General features: G+C 68.1%; 21 protein-coding genes. 15 read left to right on the top strand and 6 right to left on the bottom strand.

The genetic code is table 11. From position 1 onward, the window contains the following. Nucleotides 1-136: 136 nt before the first annotated feature. From D5S19_RS31225 to D5S19_RS31215, 3 genes are read left to right on the top strand one after another with little or no spacing between them, the layout of a single operon-like run. A complete protein-coding gene (locus tag D5S19_RS31225; RefSeq protein WP_199730807.1) occupies nucleotides 137-1,324 on the top strand; it encodes a radical SAM protein in 1,188 nt (395 codons plus the stop codon). Between the two features lie 35 nt (nucleotides 1,325-1,359). Next, nucleotides 1,360-2,499, top strand: coding sequence for a serine/threonine protein kinase (locus D5S19_RS31220; protein WP_199730806.1), 1,140 nt, complete (start codon nucleotides 1,360-1,362; stop codon nucleotides 2,497-2,499). A 10-nt stretch (nucleotides 2,500-2,509) separates the two neighbouring features. After that, complete coding sequence (locus D5S19_RS31215) at nucleotides 2,510-3,220, top strand: HAD family hydrolase (protein WP_120026933.1); 711 nt, start codon at nucleotides 2,510-2,512, stop codon at nucleotides 3,218-3,220. On the opposite strand, the gene D5S19_RS31210 is transcribed toward D5S19_RS31215, so the two are convergent. After that, on the bottom strand, nucleotides 3,210-4,604 hold the full coding sequence (locus tag D5S19_RS31210) for a N,N-dimethylformamidase beta subunit family domain-containing protein (protein WP_120026932.1): 1,395 nt from the start codon (nucleotides 4,602-4,604) through the stop codon (nucleotides 3,210-3,212). The genes D5S19_RS31215 and D5S19_RS31210 overlap by 11 nt on opposite strands. A gap of 79 nt (nucleotides 4,605-4,683) precedes the next feature. On the opposite strand from D5S19_RS31210, the gene D5S19_RS31205 reads away from it, so the two are divergent. The 5 genes from D5S19_RS31205 to D5S19_RS31185 are packed head-to-tail and all read left to right on the top strand — an operon-like array spanning nucleotide 4,684 to nucleotide 10,658. Beyond that, entirely contained in the window at nucleotides 4,684-5,529 is an 846-nt protein-coding gene (locus D5S19_RS31205) for a class I SAM-dependent methyltransferase (protein ID WP_120026931.1), read from the top strand. Next, complete coding sequence (locus D5S19_RS31200; protein WP_120026930.1) at nucleotides 5,526-6,332, top strand: glycosyltransferase family 2 protein; 807 nt, start codon at nucleotides 5,526-5,528, stop codon at nucleotides 6,330-6,332. Before D5S19_RS31205 ends, D5S19_RS31200 begins: the two co-directional genes overlap by 4 nt. Continuing rightward, a complete protein-coding gene (locus D5S19_RS31195; RefSeq protein ID WP_120026929.1) occupies nucleotides 6,323-7,078 on the top strand; it encodes a GNAT family N-acetyltransferase in 756 nt (251 codons plus the stop codon). Before D5S19_RS31200 ends, D5S19_RS31195 begins: the two co-directional genes overlap by 10 nt. Continuing rightward, complete coding sequence (locus tag D5S19_RS31190; RefSeq protein ID WP_120026928.1) at nucleotides 7,075-9,075, top strand: NAD-dependent epimerase/dehydratase family protein; 2,001 nt, start codon at nucleotides 7,075-7,077, stop codon at nucleotides 9,073-9,075. Before D5S19_RS31195 ends, D5S19_RS31190 begins: the two co-directional genes overlap by 4 nt. Next, nucleotides 9,072-10,658: a Rossmann-fold NAD(P)-binding domain-containing protein gene (locus D5S19_RS31185; RefSeq protein ID WP_147397540.1), complete on the top strand. Its 1,587-nt coding sequence runs from the start codon at nucleotides 9,072-9,074 to the stop codon at nucleotides 10,656-10,658. Before D5S19_RS31190 ends, D5S19_RS31185 begins: the two co-directional genes overlap by 4 nt. Here D5S19_RS31185 and D5S19_RS31180 read toward each other — a convergent pair. The 5 genes from D5S19_RS31180 to D5S19_RS31160 form a co-directional block, all read right to left on the bottom strand. Then, the gene (locus tag D5S19_RS31180; RefSeq protein ID WP_158605685.1) at nucleotides 10,619-11,512 is read right to left on the bottom strand and encodes a GHMP family kinase ATP-binding protein; all 894 of its coding nucleotides are present in this window, start codon (nucleotides 11,510-11,512) and stop codon (nucleotides 10,619-10,621) included. The genes D5S19_RS31185 and D5S19_RS31180 overlap by 40 nt on opposite strands. Before the next feature lie 187 nt (nucleotides 11,513-11,699). Next, nucleotides 11,700-12,530, bottom strand: a complete 831-nt coding sequence (locus tag D5S19_RS31175; RefSeq protein WP_120026925.1) for a carbohydrate ABC transporter permease — start codon at nucleotides 12,528-12,530, stop codon at nucleotides 11,700-11,702. Next, nucleotides 12,530-13,477, bottom strand: coding sequence for a carbohydrate ABC transporter permease (locus D5S19_RS31170; RefSeq protein WP_120026924.1), 948 nt, complete (start codon nucleotides 13,475-13,477; stop codon nucleotides 12,530-12,532). The genes D5S19_RS31175 and D5S19_RS31170 overlap by 1 nt, the downstream gene beginning before the upstream one ends. Nucleotides 13,478-13,481: 4 nt before the next feature. Then, entirely contained in the window at nucleotides 13,482-14,750 is a 1,269-nt protein-coding gene (locus tag D5S19_RS31165) for an extracellular solute-binding protein (RefSeq protein ID WP_120026923.1), read from the bottom strand. Nucleotides 14,751-15,049: 299 nt separating this feature from the next. After that, nucleotides 15,050-15,820 (bottom strand): methyltransferase domain-containing protein, encoded by a 771-nt coding sequence (locus tag D5S19_RS31160; RefSeq protein WP_120026922.1) that lies wholly within the window; start codon nucleotides 15,818-15,820, stop codon nucleotides 15,050-15,052. Between the two features lie 373 nt (nucleotides 15,821-16,193). Here D5S19_RS31160 and D5S19_RS31155 point away from each other — a divergent pair, with 373 nt between their 5' ends. The 7 genes from D5S19_RS31155 to D5S19_RS31125 all read left to right on the top strand — a co-directional run bounded on the left by D5S19_RS31155 (nucleotide 16,194) and on the right by D5S19_RS31125 (nucleotide 23,877). Beyond that, nucleotides 16,194-17,474, top strand: a complete 1,281-nt coding sequence (locus D5S19_RS31155) for a trans-sulfuration enzyme family protein (protein ID WP_199730805.1) — start codon at nucleotides 16,194-16,196, stop codon at nucleotides 17,472-17,474. 3 nt (nucleotides 17,475-17,477) lie between these two features. Continuing rightward, complete coding sequence (locus D5S19_RS31150; RefSeq protein WP_120026920.1) at nucleotides 17,478-18,491, top strand: OsmC family protein; 1,014 nt, start codon at nucleotides 17,478-17,480, stop codon at nucleotides 18,489-18,491. Between the two features lie 2 nt (nucleotides 18,492-18,493). Continuing rightward, nucleotides 18,494-19,081, top strand: a complete 588-nt coding sequence (locus D5S19_RS31145) for a hypothetical protein (protein ID WP_120026919.1) — start codon at nucleotides 18,494-18,496, stop codon at nucleotides 19,079-19,081. Between the two features lie 36 nt (nucleotides 19,082-19,117). Then, nucleotides 19,118-20,242, top strand: coding sequence for a nucleotidyltransferase family protein (locus D5S19_RS31140; RefSeq protein WP_147397538.1), 1,125 nt, complete (start codon nucleotides 19,118-19,120; stop codon nucleotides 20,240-20,242). Between the two features lie 36 nt (nucleotides 20,243-20,278). Continuing rightward, nucleotides 20,279-21,550, top strand: coding sequence for a lysine N(6)-hydroxylase/L-ornithine N(5)-oxygenase family protein (locus D5S19_RS31135; protein WP_120026917.1), 1,272 nt, complete (start codon nucleotides 20,279-20,281; stop codon nucleotides 21,548-21,550). Between the two features lie 143 nt (nucleotides 21,551-21,693). After that, nucleotides 21,694-22,872, top strand: coding sequence for an aminotransferase class I/II-fold pyridoxal phosphate-dependent enzyme (locus D5S19_RS31130; protein ID WP_158605684.1), 1,179 nt, complete (start codon nucleotides 21,694-21,696; stop codon nucleotides 22,870-22,872). Nucleotides 22,873-22,929: 57 nt separating this feature from the next. Continuing rightward, nucleotides 22,930-23,877, top strand: a complete 948-nt coding sequence (locus tag D5S19_RS31125; protein WP_120026915.1) for a hypothetical protein — start codon at nucleotides 22,930-22,932, stop codon at nucleotides 23,875-23,877. Nucleotides 23,878-23,879: the final 2 nt, after the last annotated feature.

Here is a 23,879-nt window from a genome sequence, read left to right as displayed (position 1 = left end):
GTGCGCCAAAAGAAAGACCGGATAAACTGTGACATGAGTCACCGGCCCAACCGGCTAACGCATACGGCGGGCGAAATCTTTCCTGTTCACGGCACCGGATGCAGTACTCCCGGCGTCACCCGATCGGCGGGCCAGCTTGATCGTCACCGATGGTAGTGTCCCATCTCGGTTTATCGCGGAAGTCGGTTTCGATAGCCGCGATACAAGAACCGAAAGGTGCGAGTCTGTGACGATTGATCGCCTCGATCTCACCACGAAGCTGTATCAGCCTTCCATTTTTCCCGAAGTGGCCAGAGTGGCCGGAGGAGAACGGTCGGAAAGTCCGACAGTGGTCGATCTCGACCCCACTACTTTCTGCGATCTGGCTTGTCCGGAATGCATCAGCGGGAAACTGCTCAATCAGGGGCGATTCAGCGCGCAGCGACTGGAGGCGCTGGCCGGCGAACTGGTGACGATGGGCGTCAAGGCGGTCATTCTCATCGGCGGCGGCGAACCGCTGGCCCACCGGGGCACCCGCTCGGTCATCCACACGCTCGGCGAGGCCGGTATCGCGCTCGGCGTGGTCACCAACGGCACCATGATCGAGCAGAACCTGCCCGGCCTGGCCCGTTATGCCTCGTGGATCCGGGTCTCCATGGACGCGGCGACCACCGAGACGTACCGGTTGTTCCGCCCCAACCGCAAGGGCGAGAGCGTCTTCGACCGGGTCGTCGCGAACATGCGCCTGTTCGCACGCGCCAAGACCGGCGCGCTGGGCTACTCGTTCCTGGTCATGTCCCGCGAAGAAGCGGACGGCACCGTCCTCAGCAATCACGACGAGGTGCTCCAGGGCGCGGAGCTGGCCAAGGACATCGGCTGCGACTACTTCGAGGTCAAGGCGATGTTCGACGAGCAGCACCACATCGTCGGGATCTCCGAGCAGATGCGGGAATCCATCGACACGCAGATCGAAAAAGCCCGATATCTGGAAAGCGCGGACTTCCAGATCATCAACTCCTCCACCCTAACCTCCCTCCAGGAACGGGAAGGGCCGATCCAGGAAAAGGAATACCGAACCTGCCGGGTCACCGAATTACGCACGCTGGTGACCCCGTCCGGCGTCTATGTCTGCCCTTATCACCGGGGCAACCCCGCCGCCCGTCTCGGCGACGCGGTGACCGAAAGCCTGGTGGACATCTGGCAGAAATCCGACCGGTCGATCGTCGACCCGAGCCGGGATTGCCGCTTCCATTGTGCCCGGCACCGGTCCAATCTCGAAATGGACGAGATCGCGGCCGGGCGGGGCCGAGCGGTACTGGACAACGACACCGACCTGTTCATCTGATGGGCATCCCTGCTGCGGAAAGGACCTTCACCACTGTGTCGACGACCGAGCACCCGACCCGAGTCAACTCCTGGAACGGCTGGGACCCGCTCCGGCACACCATTGTCGGACGCGCCACCGGGACCGTGGTGCAGGCGCCCGAGGCCGCCGTACGCCGGGACTTCCCCGAGGACGGGTTCCCGCTGGGCACCTACGGGCCGATGCCCGAGGAGATGACCGCGGAGGCGAACGAGCAGCTCGACAACTTCGCCGAAATGCTGCGGCGCCGGGGAATCCGGGTGGACCGGCCCACACCGCTGGACTTCACCCAGCAGGTGCACACCCCGGACTGGACGCACGACTCGATGTTCGGCTGCATGCCGCCCCGGGACGTGCTCATCACGGTCGGCTCGGAAATCCTCGAAGCCACGATGAGCTACCGGAGCCGCTGGTTCGAATACCTCTGCTACCGGCCGCTGCTGCAGTCGCTGTTCGAGGACGATCCCGCGATGCGCTGGGAGGCCGCGCCCAAGCCCCGGCTGACCGACGCCTCCTACCACGAGGATTTCTGGGACTACTACAACACCCTCAGCACCGAGGACCAGCTGGACCGGGTCGCCCGGCACGATCTGGTGCTCACCGAGGAGGAGCCGCTGTTCGACGCGGCCGACATCGCCCGGTTCGGCAAGGACCTGTTCGTCCAGCTCTCCCTGGTCACCAACCGGAAGGGCCACGACTGGCTCCAGCGGCACTTCCCGGACCTGCGAGTGCACGCGGTCACCTCCACCAACACCCATCCGCTGCACCTGGACTCCACCTGGGTGCCGCTGCGTCCCGGCCTGGTGCTGCACTGCGGTGAGCGGCTGGCCGACGACGAGCTGATGAAGTACTTCCACCTCAACGACTGGGAGGTCGTTGAGGCGGTGCAGCCGGTCAGCTGGGAGCATCTGCCGAGGCTGTCCTTCTGCAGCCCGTGGCTGGCGGCGAACATGTTCAACATCGACCAGAACACGATCTGCGTCGAGGAGAAGGAAGTACGCATCGCCGAGCAGCTCAGCTCGCTGGGGTTCGAGATCGTCCCGGTGCCCTTCCGCGCGGTCGGCCCGTTCGGCGGCGGCCTGCACTGTTCCACAGTGGACATCGAGCGCGAGGGCGGCATGGAGGACTACTTCCCCCGCCGCAGCGGGCGATTCTGAGCGGGCGGCAATGATCCGGGGCGTCCTCTTCGATTTCAACGGCACACTCGCCCGGCTCACCAGCTGGGGAATGCCGCACCAGGACGTGTTCGTCCGGCACGGCCTGCCCGAGGCCGGGCTCCGGTGGGGCGACCGCAACGACGCGGGGCCGGCCGACGGTGAGGTGCACCTGGCGCCTTCGCGCAGCCGCGAGGAGTACCACCGCTGGGAACTGGACCGGCTGAGTGCACGGGCCCGCCGGTGCGGCGTGCCGGAGGATCGGCTGGCGGCGCTCGTCGCCGACCTCGACCGGGAGACCAAGACGTTCACCATGGCGCGGTACGACGACGTGCTCGGCGTGCTGACCGAACTGCGCCGTGATTACACCATCGCGGTCTGTTCGAACTGGTACTGGAATCTCGACGAGGCGATCGAACAGGTGGGACTGGCCGGGGTGTTCGAGACGATCGTGCCCTCGGCCCAGGCCGGGATGCGTAAACCCGACCCGCGCATCTTCCGGCACACCCTCCGGCTGTCTGGGCTGCAGCCGGAGGAGGCCCTCTACGTCGGGGATCTGTGGGTCCCCGACGTAGAGGGACCGCTGGCCGCGGGCATGCGCGCGATTCACCTGTGCCGGCCGGACCAGGCGGTGGCGGAGGATCCGCCACCGCTGCGGCCGGGGGTGTGGCGGGCCGCGGACATGGCCGGGGTCGCCGACCTGGTCGGAGGACTCAGATGCTGAGCCGGTCGAGGACGTTGCGGGTGACGCGATCCAGCGCCGCGTCACCGCCGCGGGCCACGATCATCGGCCAATCGGTGGTCGCCGCGGTGAACACGGTGCCGTTGCGGGTGTGGACGCCCATGGTGGCCGCACGCGGACCGGTGCGGCCGGCCTCGCGGGAGACGCAGTTCCAGTGCCCGGCGCGCAGATCGAAGAAGTCGTCGTGGACCGGCTCCAGGACCGCGATGCCCAGGATGAGAAAGGAATCCGGGGTGCCGTCGGTGCCGGTAGCCCGAGCGACGCCGTGTTCGTCGTAGGCGAAAGCGGCGCCGTCGCACTCGTATCCGATCAGGGGCAGGCCGGCGCCGAGCGCGGAGCCGGCCTGCAGCCCGGTGCCCTCGAACACCCAGTGTCCGGGATGCTGCACGGTGAATCCGGGGCAGGGCCGGTCGGCAGGCCACCCGCCCGGCCACTGCCACATCCCGCCGTTGCGGAAGCTCACGCCGGTCAGGGTGTTCTCGGGCCGGCCGGCGCCGTCCGGCGCCCACCACAGGTCGGTGGCGGGCAGGTGCGGGTACTCGTCGCCGGCCCGGTGGTCGGTGTCGGTCACGAACGCGGTGTCGCCGTCCGTGAGATGCACCCGCCACCAGCAGGTGTTGGCGCTGAAGAAGGCGACGTTCCCACCTCCGCCGACGAAGGCCTCCACCGCGTCGCGCATCCGCTCGGTCCAGTACTCGTCGTGCCCGACGCTGAGCAGCAGCCGATAGGAGGACAACAGCCCCGGGTCGGCATGCAGATCGAGATCGGTGCAGAAATCGACCTGGTAACCGGACCGTTCGAGCCAGGCGATGAACGGAGCGTCCCAATACGCCACATCTTCGATATGGCCGGGACGGCGCATACTCACCTTGTGCCCACGCGAGGTGTATACAGGATTGTCGTACAGACTGCTCGCGCGCTCGATTCCGGGTGCGTCGGATCGGTTGTAGGCGTGCCGGGTGAACGTGGACCTCTTGTAGAGAATCCTGTTCATGCCCGGTACGCTCGACCGCAGGACGAAACACAGCTTTTCGAATCCGGTGAGATCGTTCTTGTCGTAATCACCGGTATCCTCGGACGTCACAAGGAAGCCGACATAGACGCCCGGCCGCCACTGCGCCGGTATGGTGAACGGATGCGCGGGCCAGCGCCAGTCCACAGTGGGCGAGGCATGACCCGCGATACCGTCCGGATGCTCGGGAACAGAGCTCTGGCTGCCCGGCAGCCAGCCGGTGGTACCGGCGAACTCGTGCTCGGCGCCGACGCGGTGGAAATCGACCTTGAAGAACGGGGCATCGGTGGAGACATGGATATCGAGCCGCCCACCGGCAGTGACGCTCTCGTGCGACAAATAGCCCTCGATCACACACAACTCCGTTCGGTTCCGGAAAGGACATGGCAGCAGTATCGTGCCATGGCGTACTCCACTCTACAAAGGGGAAAAAATGGCGGATCGGGCCCGCGTCCGGGAACTCATGCTGGGTGTCGAAGGACTGGCGCTGATGCGCAGCGCGATCGACGGGGACGAGGACTTCATCGCGGCCCGGATCGACGAGATCAGCAAGATCTCCGCGCCGGACACGGCCGCGATTCCGCCGGTTGAGCTATTGTCCGAACTCGATGTCGCCACCGGTTACCGGGTCTGGTCGGAGAATTACGATTCACTGCCCAATTTCTTCCTGACGGCCGAGGAACCCGTCGTGGCCGGGCTGCTGGCCGATCTGCCGCCGGGGCAGGCCCTCGACGCGGCCTGCGGAACCGGGCGGCACACCACGGGCCTGGTCGCCAGGGGCCATGAGGTCATCGGGGTCGACCAGTCGCCGGAGATGATGCGGCGGGCGAAAACGAAGGTGCCTTCGGCCGAGTTCCGGATCGGCGACCTGGAACGGCTCCCGGTCACCGACCACGCCGTCGACCTCGCGGTGTGCGCGCTGGCGTTGTCCCACCTGAACGACATCGGTCCGGCGATCGGCGAGTTCCGGCGGGTGCTTCGCCCCGGCGGGCGGCTGATCGTGACCGAGGTGCACCCGATGATGGTGCTGCTGCAGGGTCCCGCCTTGTTCTCGCACAAGCCCGGGGAGCTGGCGTTCATCCGCTACCACGCGCATCTCGCCAGTGAATACCTGGCCGCGTTCGCGGAGCACGGCTTCGCCGTCCGGTCCTGTCACGAGCCGCTGTTCACCGGGCCGCTGGCGCCCGGCGGATACGAGGAGCTGATCCCCGAAGCGGCCAACGCGGCGTGGGCCGGTCTTCCGGTGGTCATCGTCTGGGAAGCCGAGGCGATCGAATGAACCCTGCGGTGAGCTGCCTGATGATCACCCGGGATCGGCCGGCGCTGGCCGCCAGGGCGATCGGGTGCTTCGCCAGGCAGCGTTATGCCGCCCGCGAGCTGGTCATCGTCAACCAGGGCGGCGCCGAGTACCGAGCCCGGCTGGCCGATCTGGTGCGCGCGTACGAGATCAGCGACGTCCGGATCATCGACGCCGATCCCGGTCTGCGGCTGGGCGCGCTGCGCAACATCTCGCTGGACGCGGCCGAGGGCGATCTGGTCTGTATCTGGGACGACGACGATTGCAGTCATCCGGACCGGCTGGCGGTCCAGGTGCGCGAGCTGCTCGGCAACGACGCGCACACCTGTTTCCTCAGCGACCATCTGCAGCTGTTCGAACAGGACCGAAGCCTGTACTGGATCGATTGGACCCTGCCGGAGCCGAAGGCCCGGTTTCCGTTGCTGCCCGGCACCATGCTGATGACCAACGACCGGCGCTTCCGATACCCGGAATCGGGCCGCTACGAGCATTTCGGCGAGGACTGGGGCGTGCTGATCAAGCTGCACGAGCAGGTCCGGGTGCACCACATCAGCGGCCACGGCCATCTGTATCTGTACAGCTACCATGGCGAGAACACGTTTTCCCTGGCACACCACCGGAAGATCGGGATCCGCGCCCGGCCGCACGCGGTGATGTCGGTGCTGGAGCCGGAGATCCGGGCGGCGATGGCGCACTATCCCGTGCCGCGACCGGTCCTCGTGCACGGTGCGGAAGGACCGATGTACTCGATCAGCGAAGGTCCCGGGGAGGAGACATGGCACTGAAAACGGTCGATTACACGGAGCGGCCGGATCTGTGGAAACGGATACCCGAGCTGTTCGAGGGCGTCTGGCCGGAATACAATCTGCACGGTGACGTGATCCCCGGCTATTGGGACCGGTTGCACGAGATTTTCGGCAATTATCAGCTGGTGTTGCACGATCCGGACACCGATGATGTGCTCGCCACCGCCCGGGGAATTCCGTGTCAGTGGGACGGCAGCCAGGAGAGCCTGGGTCCCGGGCTCGACGCCGCCATCGTCGCCGGTTTTGCCGAGCACGACGCCGGAATCGCCCCGAACACGCTATGCGCGCTGGGCATCGAAGTAGCGCCGCGGCATCAGGGCCGGAAGCTGGCCACGACGATGCTGGAAGCACTGCGTGCCACGGCGCGCGCGGCCGGCTTCGGCCACGTGATCGTGCCCCTGCGGCCGACGTGGAAGGACCGCTATCCGCTGGTGCCGATCGACCGTTACGCATCCTGGACCCGCGAGGACGGGGCCGCGTTCGACCCGTGGATTCGCACCCACCTGCGCGGCGGCGGGGTGGTCGCGGCGGCCATTCCGGAGTCGTCGCTGATCACCGGCACCATCGCGGAATGGGAGTCGTGGACCGGCATGAGTTTTCCCGAAACCGGCGATTACGTATTCCCGCACGGCCTCGCGACCGTGCGGATCGACAGGGAGGCGGAAATGGGCACCTATTGGGAGCCGAATGTCTGGATCGTCCACGAGTCCGGGCTGTCGCGATGACCGCCGGGACGCGGCCGCTGCGGCTGGGCATCGTGGGCTGCGGCGCGGTGACCGAACGGTGCCATCTGCCCGCGCTGGTCAGCGGGGAGCCGTTCCGGCTCACCGTGCTCGCGGACAGCGCCGGCGAGCACGCGGCGCGGGCCGGTGAGCGTTACCAGCAGCTGCGGGAGGCGAAGGGCTTCGATCCCGGTCCCCCGCCATTGTGCACCCAGGACATCAGCGCGGCACTCGACGAGATTGACGCGGCGATCGTCGCGACCGGACCTGCGTCGCACGCTTCGATTACCGCGATGCTGGCGCGGGCGGGCAAGCACGTGCTGCTCGAAAAGCCGGTCGTCCGCACGGTGGAGGAATGCGCCGAAGTCCGGGCGGCAGCGCTGGCCGGGGGTGTGATGGTGGTGCCCGCCCACGTCCGGCGCTTCTTCCCGGCTGCCTACTGGATCAAGCAGAAGCTGGAGTCCGGCTGGTTCGGCACGGTACGCCGGGTGCGCTGGCGCGAAGGTGCCGAGTACGGCTGGCCGGTGCTGAGCCCGTTCACCTTCGATGCCAAGGCCGGCGGCGGGGTGCTGACCGACCTGAGCCCGCATGTGGCCGATCTGCTCACGCACTGGTTCGGCACGCGGATCGAACTGGTTCGCTGCACCGACAATCGCGCCGGAGGTGTGGACACCGAGGTACGGCTGGAACTGCGGGCCGGCGGGGTCGACATCGACATCGAGCTGAGCTGGTTGCGCCGGATGGAGAACCAGATCACCATCGAGGGCTCCGCCGCGTCGGTGAGCGTCGGCACCGTACGGACGGCGGATTACGTCGCGCGCGATGCCGATGGTGCCATCATCGACGAGGACGCGGTTCCGGCGCTCGGGCCGTCCCAGCTCACCCGCGACGGGCTGTTCCACCGGCAGCTCGTCGAGTTCGACAGGGCGCTGCGCGGCGAGGACACCGCGGTCGCGACGCTGACCGAGGCCGAGATGGGCGTCGAGCTTTCCCATCGCTGCCAGGCAGAACGGGTCTCGAGCCTGCCACGGCCGTGGCAGACCTCGCGAAGGATCGCGTCCCGGGGCTCACGGCGGGTCGCGGTGACGGGCGCGACCGGATTCATCGGCGCGCAGGTGGTGGATCTGCTGCTGCGGGACGAGAAGACCACTGTTGTCGCGTTAGGACGATCGCTGCCGAAATGGGCCAGGTTGGCGCATTGGGACAGTGAACGTGTGGAGTTCCTGCGTCCGGACATCCTGGAGGCGACGGAGCTGGCCGACGCGGTTCAAGGCTGCGATATCGTCGTGCACACCGTGTACGGCAGCGACAGCGACCGGGCGCGGCGCTGGGCGGTCAGCGTGGACGGCACCAAGGCCGTCGTGGCCGCGGCACGGAAGGCCGGTGTGCGCCGCCTTGTGCACGTGAGCAGTATGAGCGTCTACGACCCGGCGGCTGGACCCGTTCTCACCGAGGATTCCGCCCTGGTCGCCGCCGAACCGGACGATCTGTCCTATGCGCACCAGAAGCTCGCCGCCGAACAGGCGGTGCTCCAGGCGGCCGGTGACCCGATGGAAGTCGTCTGCGTGCAGCCCACTGTGGTTTATGGCCCCGGTGGTCCACTATGGACTGTCCGGCCGCTGCGCAAGCTGCCCGAGGACAACTCCTGCCTGCCCAGCGAAGCAGGCGGTGTGTGCAACGCGGTGCACGTGCACGATGTCGCGGAAGCGGTCGTCTTCCTCGCCGAGGCGGATGGGGTGAACGGCCGGCGGCTGCTGCTCTCCGGACCGGAATCCGTGGCGTGGGGCACCTTCTACGACTACTACCGCGACATGCTGCGACTGCCACGGCATCACCTCCCGGACAACGCGGCATGGTCGGAGGCCGATCGGAAGTTCTACGCCGGTGTGACCACAGTGGACACCAGCCGTCTGGCAACACTCGGCTTCCGCCCGCGACTCGGCTTGGCCGAAGGCATGGCCCAGGTCGCGGAGTGGGCGTCCTGGTCGGGGCTGGCGTGACCCACCGGTTCGTGCTCAGCGGTTCGGTGCTGACTCATCCTTCGCGGGGTGAGGCGGCTATCCGGACCGCTGCGCAGGCCCCGCCCGGTGCGCTCACCGTGGTCACGGATCCGGAGCCCGCCGGGCCGCCGACCGCTGTGCGGACCATGGTGGCGGCCTGCGAGTCGATCCCCGCCGGCTCGACGCATCACCTTGTCGTGCAGGACGACATGCTTCTGGCGCCGGGCCTGTTCGACCGGGCCAGGGCGGCGATCGCGGCGATGCCCGGCGCCGCGCTGGCCCTGTTCTCACTCTGGGACTCGCGCAACGGCGGCGCGGTCCGGCTGGGTGCGTTGACCGGCGTGCGCTGGGTACGCGCGGTCAACGAATACACCCCGTGCGCGGCGCTCATCCTGCCCAGCGCGGTCGCCGCCGGATACGTCGGCTACGTCCGGCAGCGGTGGGACACCTGGCCCGAGGACATCCTGATGCACCAGTACCTCCGGGCGACCGGGGTGCCCTGCTTCGTCAGCGTGCCGAACCTCGCGGAACACGACGACCCACCCAGCATCGCCGGAAACGCGTTCCGTGGGCCGCGCCGCTCCGCGTGTTACCGGCCGGCCGATCGTCCTGGGCAGGAGGACCGCCGGCTGGACGCCCTGCCCGCGGTGCCGTTCTTCAAGAACGGAGTTGCCCAGTGCGTGGTCCGGGTGCCGCATGCCGACCCGCCTCGCTGGCTGCATCTGGAGACCGAACCGTACCTGTCGGGTCTGGGCGCGCGGCACCTGACCGCTCCTCGGGTACGTGGCCTGGATCCGGTTGCCGTGCAAGGAACCTGGCTGACCGCATACGCGCTGGGAGTCCTGACCAAAGACGCGAACGGCGAGGTCGATCGCGGGGCGGTGGCGGAGGCTCTGCGCACTATCGGGGCCGGGGGAATCAGCAACAGTACGCCTCTGCAGGTGATCCGTGAGGTACAGGATCAGCTCGCGGAGGTGGCCGAACGCGCGCTGCTCACGGGCCGCGAAGCGGAGCTGCTCCCCCGGCGGGCCAAACCGGAGATTACCCTAGGGGGCGCGGAAAGTACGCTCGGCGAGCATCTCGCGCAGGCGCTGACCGACCGCGGGCACCCGGTGATCGTCTCCACAGTGGACGAACGGGAGACCGTCGTGGTCCGTCATGCGGGCGGGCGGCTGCGGCTGGACACCCGGGAACTCTACGGGCCCGGCTGCCCGCCGGATTCGGTGATCGGGAAGCTGGTGTGGGCCTCGTTGCGGAGCAAGCCCATCCGCATTACGGACGGCACCCCCGCGCTGCTGCGGCCACGGCATGTCTGGGACCTTGCCGAAGCCGTCAGCAGCGCAGTGGACGGCGACGGGGCGGGTGGCATCGGGTCACCCGAGATCTCCGTCCTCGAACTGGCCGAGATCATCGCGCAGGTCGTCCGGCCGGTGCCCATTCACGATGAGCGGGCCTGTCCACCGCCGACTACGCCGGTGCTCGCGTCGCCGCGGTGGAAAGCGGAGTTCCGTTACCGGCTGCACCATTTCGCGCAATGGCTGGCCTATGAAAGCGAGGGAGCCGGCGCGGCCACCAGAACCTGAACGCCGGGGTGACTCCGCTGATAGGCGGCACGCAGTGCGCTGGTGAGCGCGGGTGCGTCGGCGGTCGCGCACACGCCCACCAGTGCCCCTCCCCCGCCGGCGCCACTGACCTTCAGTGTCATCCCGGCGGCCTGGTACGCGCGGACCCGCAACTGTTCGAGCAGTGACGTGGACATCTGCTGACAGTCACGCATCGCCTCATGCGCGGCGGCCATCCCGGTACTCACCATTTCGAGATCCTCTGCCTGGATTCCTTTCCACACTACGCCGGAGGCGTCATCCGAGCGCGCGACATATTCGGCGAGCACCGGATCTCCGGCGGCGCATTGCGCGCGCACCGACCGAATGTGATCCGGCGTCGATTTCGGCGTCCCCGAGTCGATGACGACGAGCGACCACTCCGCCGGAAGACCGATCCGGCCGCCGACCTCGGGCAGACCGGCGGGGCGGCCGTGAAACAAGGTGACGCCGCCCAAGGCGATCGCGAGATGATCCATGCCACCGCCGTTGCAGATGGCGAACTCGAACTCATAGGCCCATTGGATCACCTGCTCCCGCGAAATCCCCGACGCGGCAGGGACGAACACCTCGAACAGGCCGAGGATCAGCGCGGTGGACGAGGAAAGCCCGCTGGCCAGCGGCGCCAGGCTGGTCACCCGCACCGGCGGCGGCTCCGGCGGCAGCGCCGGAATCCGTTCCCTCAGGAAGGCCCAGATCTCCGCCGACCATTCGGTTTTCCCACCGCTCTCGGCCAATTCCACCGTGGTGCACAGATCGAGCGCGACGCACACCGAACGTCCACCCAACCAGTCCAGATCCTCGCCCGACAAACAGGCTCGCACCGGACGCGCCACCCGGGAGATGCTTTCCGTCCGCATATACCGCCCTTTCACATCCCCGCCGTTCCTCTTGATCAACCTAGTAACCCCACCCACCTCCGGCAATCTGGCAATCGGGTAGGCCGGCGGCGCCGTGAAGGGTCCCTTCACCGCCTTTGAGTCCGTGAAGGGACCCTTCACAGCCTTCGGGAGCCCGAAAACGTCAGCCCTTTACCGCTCCGGCGGTCAGGCCGGCGACGAGATTGCGCTGCACCACCAGGAAAAAGATCAGCACCGGCAGCGTGAACACCGTCGACGCCGCCATCGTCCCGCCCCAGTCCGTGCCGAACTGGGTATGGAAGCCCGACAGCCACACCGGCAGGGTGAAGTTGTCCTCGCTCTGCATGAACGTCAGCGCGTACAGGAACTCGTTCCACGCTGTGATGAAGCTGAACACCGAAGTCGCCACCAGGCCTGGTCCCAGCAGCGGCAGGGTCACCCGGCGAAACGCCGACCACCGTCCGCAGCCGTCCACCATGGCGGCCTCCTCCAGGTCCGCCGGAATGCCCCGGATGAAGCCACGCAACGTCCACGCGGTGAACGGCAGGGTCGCACCGAAATAGACCAGGATCAACCCGGGCAGGCGGTCGAGCAGGTCCAGGTCGCGCATCAGCAGGTACATCGGGATCAGCAGCGCCTCGAACGGCGCCATCTGCGCGACCAGCACCAGCAGCACGAAACCCCTGCGGCCACGGAAACGCATGCGCGCCAGCGGTACCGCGGCCAGCAGCCCGGCCACCAGCGCGCAGGCCACCGCACCCAGCGCGGCGATCACGCTGTTGCCCAGCGCCGTGGTGAATCCGGCTTTGCCGATGCCGTCCACGAAATGCCGGAGCGTCACCCCGAACGGCACCAGATCGTAGCTGTCGGACAACAACTGGTCGCCCGGCTTCAGGGCCGTGCTGATCATCCAGTAGGTCGGGAAGGCGAAGAACGCCGCGGCCAGCACACCCACCGCGGACACGACGACCTTCTGGACACCGGCACGCGGCATCACTCCGCCTCCTCGGCACGCAGCATCAACCGCAGGTTCTGCCAGGTGATCGCGACCAGCATCAGCGTCATGAGCACGCTCACCGCGGCGGCGACGCCGAAGTGGCTGGTGGCGATGCCCTTGATGAACTGCAGCACCGGCAACGTCGTGCTCCCGCCGTCCGGGCCGCCCTGCCGGATCGCCCACACCTGCGTGAACACCTTGAAATCCCACAACAACGACAGGAACGTCACGATGTTGATCAGCGGGCGCAAGGCCGTCCAGGTCACCGAGCGGAACGCCTGCCAGCTGCTCGCCCCGTCCAGGCTCGCCGCCTCGTACAGCTCACCCGGTACGCCGAGGATGCCCGCGTACAGGGTGAACGCCACGAACGGAATGCTCTGCCACGCGATCAGGACCATGATCACGGCCATCGTCGACCACCCGGTGGAGAACCAGGAGTACCCGGCGAACGACGGAAAACCCAGCTGCACCAACGTCTTGTTGAGGATCCCGTAGTTCTGGTCGAACATCCACTGGAACACAGTGGTCGCCGCCAGCATCGGCATCGCCCAGGCCAGCACTAGGCTCACTTGCAGCACACCGCGCACGACGCGATGCACGTGTCGCATCAGCAACGCGACGAGGAGCCCGCCGAGCACGCTGGTGGACACGCACGCCGCAGTGAACAGCAGGGTACGCACCGTGCTCAGCCAGAATGCCGGATCGGACAGAACGGCCGTGTAGTTGCCCAGGCCGTTCCACACCGTCTCGCCGCTGACCAGCTCCGCGAGATCCGATTGCCGGAAGCTGGTCAGCACCGCCGACAGCACCGGGTATCCCACCAGCGCCAGCACCGTCACCGTCGCGGGCAGCAGGAGCAGGTAAGGAAGCCTCCGCCGCCATGGCACGGTGGGACGCGTTGCCGGCGGGGTGATCCCCACGCCGGTGTCCGTAGTCGCCGTCATCCGCTCAGCTCGAACTCGTCAACGTCTTGGTGATCGCGGAATCCGCGTCCGACACGGCCTGATCCAGGCTCTTCTTCCCGGTCAGGTACGCGGTCAGGGCCGATTTCAACGGGTTGTCGGCCTCGACGGCCGTCCATCGGGGCGTGACCGGGGTGACCTTGCCGTCCTTCGAGGCGGCCACCATCGCCCGGCCGACCGGGGTGGCCCGCAACGCGCTGGTGTCGGTGGAGGTGCCGGGCACCGAGTCGGTGGCGGCCAGCTGCGCCTGGTACTTCGCGCTGGTCTCGATCTTCAGCCAGTCCTTGGCCAGATCCGCGTTCTTGCTGTTGGCCGGGATGGCCAGGATCGAGCCGGCCTCCAGCACCGGTGCGGTCTTGCCGGCGGTGCGCGAGGGGATCGGGAAGGCGCCGAACTTGTCCTTCAGCGAAGGGTTCGACGCGATCACCTCGGCCAGATCGGAACCGAAGCCGATAAAGCTTGCGGTGTCCCCCTTGGCGATCACGTCCGACTGCTGCGGGGTGGCCTCGTCGGTGTCCTTGGCCGCGGTGGTGCCGGAGGTATCGACCAACTGCTTGTAGAAGGCAAAGCCTGCCTTGGCTTCCGGAGTGTTCACAGTGGACCGCCAGGTCCCGCCTTCGTTGTGGGCGAGATCCCCGCCGTGATCCCAGATGAACGACAGCAGGGCGTACCAACTCTGGCCGGGCAGATACAGCGGGTCCACGCCCGGCAGCGCTTTGAGCTTGGCCAGATCGGCCAGCCATTCGTCGGCGGAGGCGGGCGGCGCGGTGATGCCCGCCCGCCGGAACAGATCGGTGCGGTAGACGACGACCCGGCTGGCCGCATAGAACGGCACCCCGTACTGCTTGCCGCCGTAGGCACCGGATTCCTTGAGCGTGGGCAGCCATTGCGGGCCGTTGAGTTCGCCGACCGAGCCCGTGAGGTCCTGCAGCGCGCCTTGGGAGGTGTACTGCGCGTCCTGCGTGGTGCCCAGCTCGATGATGTCCGGGCCGCCGCTGGTGCGGGTCAAAGCGGTGGTCAGCTTCTGCCCGATGCCGTCCCATTGCTGGACCTGATAATCGACCTTGACGCCGGGATGGGCGGCTTCGAAGTCCTTGCCGATCGCGTTGACCGTGTCGTCGGGCACCGGTCCGCTCATCAGCCAGACCGTCAGCGTCCGGCCGCCGGCGCCCCCCGGCCCGCACCCGGCGGCGAACACCACCACGGCCGCGCCGATCGCCGCCGTGAGCCGGGCCCACGTCCTGCTTCGCCGCACTGCTCCGCCCTCCCGCCTCGGCCAGGGCCGGCCACCGTCACGGGGCCTGACACGGACCCATTTTGGTGCAGACCAATGCGAACAGCGTGTGCCGAGCGGTACATGATGTCAAGTAGGTACCGGATTGTCACAAAGTCATCCGAGATTGATCCGGGAGGGTGATCACACGAAAAGCGGTTGACAAGGTTCGATGGCTATTGGCAGGCGAAGCGGGGGCGTTTGGCGCACACCGTGGGTTTGATTCTATGGATATACCTTGCAGGTTGCGAAATTGTTTGAGGCACAGCCGACGTACCCGCTCAAAGGCGAGTACCGACGAGCTGGCACAGACGGGCCGTCTGCCGGTACGGATCGCGATCGCTCAGCGCCAGCTCCAAGCGTTCCAGATCCGCGTAAAAGGCCGGATCCTTCTTGCGGTCGTCATCGGCGATGTAATCGCAGACGTTGCGGATTCCGTAATGCGCGGTGGGCGGGCAGTTCGCCTCGGACATGGCAGCGGCGAGGTCGGCGGCGGTGAACAGGGCGACGACGGTGCCGAAGGTGGCGGTTTCGAGCTGGTCGCTGTCGAGGGCGGCGAGTGCGGCGGCCGGATCGAGTTTGCGGATGGCGGTCACCAATGGGGCCGAATGTTTGTTGATCGCCATGACCGACAGGAGGCCGCCGGGCCGGAGTGGCCGGACCACTGCCTCAAGGGCTTCCCGGACGGAAGTGACGTACTGCAGCACGTTATGGCACAACACGACATCGGCTGTCTCGGCGGACATGTGCAGCAGGTCCGACCGCACGCACGTCACCCGGTCGCCGACGCCGGCCGCCTCCGCGCGCCGCTGCGCGGCGGTCAGCATCTCCGCCGAGTTGTCCACGATCCGCACCCGGTGACCGGCCAGGGCGAGAGCCACGGCATCGCCACCGTCACCGCCGCCGACGTCGAGCACGTCCAGCGGGGCGGGGCCGAGGTGGCGCCGCAGGTTCGCCGCGGCCAGCGCGTACCGCAGCCGCCCCCACGGGCTCTCCTGCCACTGCTGCCAGCCGGCCATGCTCTGGTCGAAGGTATTCGCTTCCTGCTGCATCGGGACACCGTAGCGGGCACGCCGTGCGGCGGCGAAACCACTAGCGGCGACGGTGCGCGCCCCTTTCGAGTAATCGTGTCACCATCGGCGTCCCTCGGCCGATGGAATCGTCCGGTAATTTCGGGTCATCGCGTCCGCGCCCGGGTCACCTGCCGGGACGGCAAAGTGGCTCGTACGAGGCATTGCCGCCAATTTACGACGATCCGGAGAAACCGCCCGACGTCCTGAGCCGATCGAGTGGGCATATCCGGCGCCGGTTGACAGCTTCGCCAAGTGTGGCACTATTCGGAAAACGCATCTTCGCAGGCCGTCCGGACGCGCAGTCATCCGGATGCACAAGGGGGAATCGTTGCCCGGTAACAAACGTGTCGCCTTGGGGTTCGACAAAACGGGCGGCGAAACGAAGTGGTTCGACGAACTCGAGCGCAAGCGTAGCCGCGGGCCGGTCACCGAGCAGAATCGCCTGATGTCGCGCGCGCTTTCCCCGGAAACGCTGGCCGTCCACGCGGGAACCTATGAGGACCCGGTCACCGGCAGCGTCGGCACACCCATTTTCCAGACCAGTACGTTCCTGCTCGACGAGCTGAGCTATCAGGCATTCGACGATGGCTCCTTTCGCGATGTCCCGATCTACACCCGCTACGGCAACCCCAGCCAGTGGGCGGTCCAGGAAAAGATCGCCACGCTGGAGAACGCGGAGAGCGCGGTCGTCACCTCCTCGGGCATGAGCGCGATTGCCGCCACCATCTACGGCCTGACCAATGCGGGCAGCCACATCATCTCCGCGCACGACGTCTACGGCGGCACCTACAACCTGCTGCGCGAGGACATGCCCTCGGCCGGTCGCGAGGTCAGTTTCGTCGACCCGACAGACTTGGCGTCGGTCGCCACGGCCATCCGCCCGGAAACGCAGCTGCTGTTCTTCGAGACCCTGACCAATCCACTGCTCAAGATGATCGATCTGCCCGCGCTGGCGAAACTGGCGGCCGACGCGGACGCCCTGCTGGTCGTCGACAATACGTTCCTGTCGCCGGTGAATTCCCGGCCGCTGGAGCGCGGGGCGACGGTGGTGGTGCACAGCGCGACGAAGTATCTCAGCGGGCACAGCGATCTCACCGCCGGCGCGATCGCCGGCCCGCGGAAATTCCTGGACCGCATCTGGAGCCAGGCGATGCGCTTCGGCGGGACGCTGGAGCCCTTCTCCTGTTTCCTGCTGGAACGCGGTCTGAAAACACTGGCGATCCGGGTGGCCGCGCAGAATCGCAATGCCGAGGAAGTCGCCCGTTTTCTCAGCGGCCATCCCGCGGTGCACCGGGTACTCCACCCCACCTGCGGAACCGTGCCCCGGCCGCCGATCGACCTTTCCGGATATCCCGGGTTCGGCGGAATGGTCAGCTTCGAGGTGGCCGGTGGCGACGCGGCCGCTTTGGCCGTCATGGGAAAGCTGGAGATCCCGTACGTCGCGACGAGTCTGGGTGGCGTGGAATCACTGGTCAGCATGCCGTTCAATACCTCGCACAGTTCTCTCACCGCCCGGCAGCGCAGCGCGATCGGCATCAATCCCGGATTGATCCGCTTCTCGGCCGGTATCGAGAACGCGGGCGACCTGATCCGCGATCTGGCCCAGGCACTCGGCTCGCCGGATGGAGTGTGAGAAATGCGCAACAGCTTCAACACGGCCAGTTTCAGCGAAGTGGTGCACGAAACACGGACCGACCCGGCCGAGGCACAATACCGCTACGGGGCCGAAGCGGAGTGCTCGCCGACAAGAGGGCTGACGGCCCGGGTCCGGCCGGCGATTCTCGGCACCATCAAATCGGCCCGCCAGTTCGAGCAGCCGGTGGCACCGCCGGGTGTCGTGGTGCCGACCGGGGAACCCACGCCGATGGAGCTGGCCCTCACCGGAATCGGTTCCTGCACCTTGAAAACCCTGATCGGCGGTGGCAGCGCACGCGGCGTCGAATTCGATGCGGTCCGCCTCGGCATCGAGCACGGGGACGGCGTCGGCTACGCCCTGGACATCGAATCCGACGCTTCCCCGGAGCTGGTGCGGGAGCTGATCACGCAGGTGAAGACCTACAGCCCGAACCACCGGACCGTCGTCGAGGCCATCCCCGTCACGGTGCGGTTTCCGCAGACCGCCGCGCAGTTCAGCGCCGGGCAGTTCAGCGTCGAAGAGTCCGCCGCGCGCCGGTTGCGGTGGATCAGCGGAACGCAGTTCGTGTCCGAGGGCGCCCGCGATTCCGCCGACGTCCTGCGGGTCGACCAGCCGAAGCAGCTTGCCGGGGTGGACTGGGGGCCGAACCCGCAGGAGTACCTGCTGATGGGAATGGCCGCCGACCTGGCCAACGCGCTGGCGAAGCAGGCGGGCGTACCCCCGCTGACCTGGCGGGTACGCTCGGACGCGCGAGTGGACGTGCGCGGGCTGCTGCAGGCCGATCCGGCGGCACCGATCCCCCTGCAGGACGTCCGGTGCACGGTGTCCGTGCTGCCGGCGGAAAGCGTCCCGCCCGAAGCGGCGCTCCGCACGATCGTCCAGGAAGCCGTCCGCCGGTGCGCGGTGATCCGGCTGTTCGCGCAACCACACCGGATCGCCGTCTCGCAACTCCGGCTGTCCGGCCTGGCTTCGGAGGGAGACCGATCCGCCGGACCGGTCCTGGCGAGGGGATGAGCATGGCCATTGCAGAATCAAGCGTCCGCCTCGGCATACCGGTGCCGGAGCGCTATCGGCAGGCGTCGGTGACGACGCTCGGCCCGGCCGGCACGGACGCGGAATCACTGGCCTCGTCGCTGTTCTCCGACGTCCGGCTGGCGGGCACGTTCCGGGAGGCGATGGCGGCGACCTGCCGCGACGGCGGGTGCGCGCTGGTCCCGGCCGGGTACGTGCACCGCGACGCCGACGGGGTCGCCGAGACCTGGGCCGATCTGCACTTCGGCTTTCTGGGCAGATTGCGCATGGTCGCGTTGTGGGAGCAGGAAACCAAGACGATGTGCCTGGCGGTCAACAGCCGCCTCGGCCCGGGGAACGAGCCGCCCGCCACCCTGACCATCCACCCGTCGACGCTGGCGTTCGCGCACCTCTACGCGCCCGGCGCGGCGTTGTCGTTCGTGCGGGCCAAGCCGCTGGCCGCGCAAGCCGCGGCGGCGGGTGAGACCGCGGGATGCATCGCCTCGATCGACGTGGTGAACGGCCTGGCCGGGCTGTCCGTGCTGGAGGAATTCACTCCGACGATGGTGTGGTGCCTGTACGCGGCGGCGTAGGGCACAGCGGCATTCCGGTTTCGGATGGAGGTGACGTTGAGCAGCAGTACAGCGGATTCGACCGGCCTCGGTCAGCTGCCGCGGACCTGGTTCGGCGCAAGCCTCTGTGTTCCCGCCGCCGCGCGGGAGCGAGTCGACGAAGAAATCCGGGAATACGTAATCACAATCCGCGATTATTTCGCGCAGTATCGCGTCGGCGACGCCAATCTGTATCTGGGCGGCTCGCTCGCACGCGGTGAACCATCGGTCCGGCGGGGCGCGGACGGCCCGCGGCTGGCGTCGGATCTCGACCTGATCGTGGTGACTCCCGAGGATCTCCCCGCGGCACATCCGGCGCGCGGGCTGGACGACCACCTGCGTTCCCGCCATCCGGGGCTGCTGGTGCTCACGTTGTTCGTCCGGGCGGGAGATCTGCCGCGGGCCGCGTCGTTGCACGGCCTGGACTTGTGGCACGGTCTGCGGTACCCGCTGGTGTGCTCGTTCGAGGTGCACCGCCCGGCCGCGCCACCGCGGATCGGCCTGCGCCAACGTCTGGAAGTGCTTGCGCACCAAGCAGGTCTGGCGTTGATGACGCCGGCCGACACCAGTACCTGGTACCTGTTCCGGACCGAACGCGCAGTACACCGGCTCAAGCTGCGTCTGGAAAGCCTGCGCTGCCTGCTCCCGCAGCGCGGCGGCGAACCGCTGTGCTACGCCGACATCGTCCGGTGCGGCGGGGCCGGGCTGGACCGGGTGGCGGACGCCGCCGAGCGCGCCCGGTTGGTCCAGGCACGCGAGTTGGGCGAGCACCCGATGCTGGCCGGCAGTGAGGTCGGTATGTCGCTGGCCGCGCTGAAAGCGTTGCTGCGCATCGAAACCGATGCCGAGGTGGTGCAGGCGTTGCGCGAGCTGGCGGTCCGGTCGCCGCACCGGATGAACACGTTCCAGTTCGGCGTGCTCCTGCTGGCCGTGGCAACCGGAACCCGGGACCGGGCGGCGGTTTCCACGGTGCCGCCGGCGTTCGGCGAAGTGTGCCGGAGCAGCGGCCACACCACGTTGCCGGGCGGCGAGGGGGCCGCGCTGCGCGAGTCGCTCGCACTGGTGCGCGGCGAGTACTACGAATCGCTGAAACACCACAACAACGGCCGGTCCGTGCTGCCCGGCTACGCCGAGTTCCAGTGACGCCGACGACCGCGACGAGGGAGGGGCCGACACCAGATGACCTACGAACGACAGGCCGAGGTGCTCGCGATCGGGGCCGGTCCCGCCAATCTGAGCCTCGCCGCGCTCGGCGCGCCGCTCGCTCGGCCGGAGATCAGCGTCGTGGAGTCGCGTGCCTCGGTCAGCTGGCATCCCGGTCTGCTGCTGAACGGCTCGCGGTTGCAGGTCAGCGGCGTCAAGGACCTGGTCAGCCTGGTGGATCCGCGCAGCCGGTACAGCTTCCTGAACTTCCTGAGCGAGCAGGGCAGGCTGTACCGGCACCTGATCGCCAGCGGCGGCACGGTCAGCCGCAAGGAGTTCGACCAGTACTTCCGCTGGGCGGCCACCGAACTCGGCGTGCACCTGAACCAGCACGTGAAGAGCGTCGAGCACGACGGGGCGGGCTTCCTCGTGCATTCCAGCCAATCGCGGTGGCGCGTAAAGGATCTGGTGCTCGGCGTCGGCCAGCGGCCGTACCTGCCGCCGTGTGCGCGCGAGGTACGCGGTGGCCGGGTGACGCACGCCGCCCGGTTCCACCAGGAGGTGGCGAGCCTGGCGGGCCAGGAAGTGCTGCTGGTCGGTGGCGGGCAGAGCGCGGGCGAGGTGGCGCTGGAGGTGCTGTCCGGACGGGCCGGGCATCCACGTGGCCTGACCTGGATCACCGCCGGGGACGGGCTGACGCCGCTGGACGAGTCGCCGTTCTCCACCGAATGGGCCCACCCGCGCTACGTCGAGCATTTCCGGCAGCTGCCGGTGGATCGGCGCCGGTCACTGCTGCGCGGGCAGCGACCGGCCCAGACCGGGATCTCCGGTCACCTGCTCGGCGAGATCTACCGCAGGCTCTACGAACTGGACTATCTCGACAAGCATCCGATCCGGCACGGGCTGCACCCGCACTGCGAACTCGTCCGGCTCACCACGACCAGCACCGGCCGTTACCGGGCGGCGGTGCGGGACCGTACCGCGGACAGCTGGCACGAATTCGAGGCCGACCACGTCATCCTCGCCACCGGATTCCGCCCCGAGGTGCCGGATTTCCTGTCCCCGCTGCTGGAACGGCTGCCGATCACCGACGGCGTCTACCACGTCGACGAGGACTACAGCCTGGGCTGGGACGGCCCGCCGGGCAACCGGATCTACGTGCAGAACGCCGCGCAGGGCAGCCACGGCATCGCCGACCCGAACCTGAGCCTCGCCGCGTGGCGCAGCGCGGTCATCCTCAACAGCCTCACCGGGCGGGAGTCCTACCGGCTGCCCCGCGCGGACATCACGCTCGCGCTGGACTGGTGAGCCGGAAGAGGCGGCACGCGATGTCGACGAAGCGATCATGGAGGCCGCTCGTGGCTGACAAGCACGGCTCGCATGCCGTGAAGGGCACCTTCACGGACTCAGGGGCTGTGAAGGGTCCCTTCACAGCCCTCGGTGAGCCGGACATGACGGTGAAAGTCGACGACGACCTCGCCCCGGGCGAAGTCCGGGACGGACCGGTCCGCGTCCCGCGGGCGCTGCGCGGACGGCGTACGCTGTCCGCGAAATGGCGGGGCGCCCCACCAGCGGTCATTCCGGTCGACATCGCGGACATGGACTTCCCGCTCGATCCGGTGATCAGGGCGGCCGTCCGCCGCGCCATACGTGAGCCGCTGGTATACCCGCCGCACTACACCGCCAACGGCACGACCGAAGTGCTGGCCGCGTTCTACCGCCAGGCGTACGCGATGCGCGTCGATCCGGCCGAATTCTGGCTCGTCTCCAGCTGTGTGGCGGCCTCGTATCTGCTGCTCAACGACGTGCTGGCGCCCGGCGACGAGGCGGTCTACTTCGCCCCGAGCTACGAGCACATCCCGCGGAGTATCACCGGCGCGGGCGGCGTGCCCGTCCCCGTGGACATCCACGGCTATCTCGACGGTGCCTGGTCGCTGCTGGACCGGGTGGTGTCCGGCCGGACCAGAGTCATCTACGTGTGCAACCCGCACAATCCCACCGGCCGCACCTTCGGCGCCGGCGCGCTGCGCCACCTGGCCGGGCTCGCCGCGAAGTGGGACATTCTGGTGGTGTCCAACGAACTTCACGGTCGATTGGTGCTCACCGGAAGGCACATCCCGTTCGCCTCCCTCGGCGAAGACGCGCGGGCACGCACACTCACCTTGTCGGGGCCGACGAAGTCGCACAACATGTCGGGTCTCGGCGTCGCGTTCGCCCTGTTCGCCCGAGACGGCCGCTGGCGGGATTCGCCCGGCCGGATCGGTGCCCGGATGACCATGCCCAAAACCGTGCAGCAAGCCGCTTTGCGGGCCGCATACGGAACCGACAGCAGGTGGCTGCGGCACACTTTGGTGCGGTTGCGGGCCAATCGGGATTTCGCCGTGGCCGGGTTGACCGCCGCGGGCAGCGGCATCGCCGTCCACCCGCCGGAGGCGACCTACTTCCTCTGGCTGGATCTCGGCGGCCGGTCGTTCACCGAGGACGCGGCCGAGCGGCTGGAACGCACCTGCGGCGTGCGGCTGATGTCCGGCCGCAAATTCGGGGCCGAGGGCCGGCGGTGGGCACGGATGTCCCTTGCCACGGACCGGAACCTGATCCGGGAAGCCGTGCGCCGGCTGGCCGGGGGTTGAGCACGTGACGCAGATGGCCCGGCACCGCCCGGCCGCACGCCCGGAAGGAAGAGGACTGTGAACGTTCACTACACACTCACCGAGCTGGCCCAGGCCTCGCTGGACGGCCTGGCCGGAGATCTTCCGCCCGCGGTGGACGTGACCTTCGGGCGCGGCCCCGGGGATCCGGATCCCGGGCAGCTGTCCTGGCCGGACCGGGAACAGCTGATCGAGGACAGCCTGGACGAGATCTGGGAGCGCACCCGCGACCGCCGCTACGTGCTGGCCGCCGACGCACCGCTGACCTCCGAACTCGCCGAGGCCGTGGGCCGCGTGGGCGGTCCGGACGCCTTCTCCGAGTCGATCACCGCGCTGCTGCAGCAGCACATGCCCGCGCTGACGCGCACCCTGGTGCGGCAGGAGGTGATCGCGGAACCACCGGTCGGCCCGGCCGCCGAAGTGTGCTCGATCCCCGGTCCGAAGCTGTTCATCTCCCCGCACATCGGGCCGGCCTTCGCGCCGGCCGCGCACCTGGCGTTCCTGGGGGAACGGGTGACCCTCCCGATGTTCCGGGACCAGGGTTTCGCGCCGCTGGTTGCGCTCGCGCGCATCGCCCGGCCGGTCACCTTCCCGGATTCGGCCGGGTTGCGGATCATCCCCACCCCTAGCCTGCTGGGTGCCCGGCTGCAGGAGTCCGCGATCAAGGAGGGGTACGGGATCATCTGGCCGCCGGACACCGTCGTGGGATCCACCGCGGGCCGCAATTCCGTCGGGTTCCGCCTGCTCGGCCTGGACCGGCAGGTGTCGATTTTCCCTTATCTGATGGTGCGGAAGTACCAGCTGCCGGTCTTCCTGGCCTATTCCCGGCTGGACGGCCCGGACAACGTGGCGTTCCACTACGAGCGGCTGGATCCCCCGATGGACACCTGCGAGCGGTTCTTCGACCACGTGCGGAAGGTGACCGACGACGCGATCCTCGCGAACATCGACCAGTGGTCGCAGATTCGTTACTTCCCCGCCGTCTGAGG

The sequence above is a fragment of the Amycolatopsis panacis genome (genome assembly GCF_003600245.1).
Lineage (GTDB): Bacteria > Actinomycetota > Actinomycetes > Mycobacteriales > Pseudonocardiaceae > Amycolatopsis > Amycolatopsis sulphurea.
Note: the sequence above shows the minus strand (reverse complement) of the source record. Positions and strands in the feature narration are given on the sequence as shown.

Excerpts from the sequence above, each read along its gene's own strand:
- D5S19_RS31145 (WP_120026919.1), top strand. The coding sequence starts at position 18,494 with ATGGCCATTGCAGAATCAAGCGTCCGCCTCGGCATACCGGTGCCGGAG.
- D5S19_RS31190 (WP_120026928.1), top strand. The coding sequence starts at position 7,075 with ATGACCGCCGGGACGCGGCCGCTGCGGCTGGGCATCGTGGGCTGCGGC.
- D5S19_RS31135 (WP_120026917.1), top strand. The coding sequence starts at position 20,279 with ATGACCTACGAACGACAGGCCGAGGTGCTCGCGATCGGGGCCGGTCCC.
- D5S19_RS31130 (WP_158605684.1), top strand. The coding sequence starts at position 21,694 with ATGACGGTGAAAGTCGACGACGACCTCGCCCCGGGCGAAGTCCGGGAC.
- D5S19_RS31215 (WP_120026933.1), top strand. The coding sequence starts at position 2,510 with ATGATCCGGGGCGTCCTCTTCGATTTCAACGGCACACTCGCCCGGCTC.
- D5S19_RS31170 (WP_120026924.1), bottom strand. The coding sequence starts at position 13,477 with ATGACGGCGACTACGGACACCGGCGTGGGGATCACCCCGCCGGCAACG.
- D5S19_RS31205 (WP_120026931.1), top strand. The coding sequence starts at position 4,684 with ATGGCGGATCGGGCCCGCGTCCGGGAACTCATGCTGGGTGTCGAAGGA.
- D5S19_RS31195 (WP_120026929.1), top strand. The coding sequence starts at position 6,323 with ATGGCACTGAAAACGGTCGATTACACGGAGCGGCCGGATCTGTGGAAA.
- D5S19_RS31160 (WP_120026922.1), bottom strand. The coding sequence starts at position 15,820 with ATGCAGCAGGAAGCGAATACCTTCGACCAGAGCATGGCCGGCTGGCAG.
- D5S19_RS31150 (WP_120026920.1), top strand. The coding sequence starts at position 17,478 with ATGCGCAACAGCTTCAACACGGCCAGTTTCAGCGAAGTGGTGCACGAA.
- D5S19_RS31175 (WP_120026925.1), bottom strand. The coding sequence starts at position 12,530 with ATGCCGCGTGCCGGTGTCCAGAAGGTCGTCGTGTCCGCGGTGGGTGTG.
- D5S19_RS31200 (WP_120026930.1), top strand. The coding sequence starts at position 5,526 with ATGAACCCTGCGGTGAGCTGCCTGATGATCACCCGGGATCGGCCGGCG.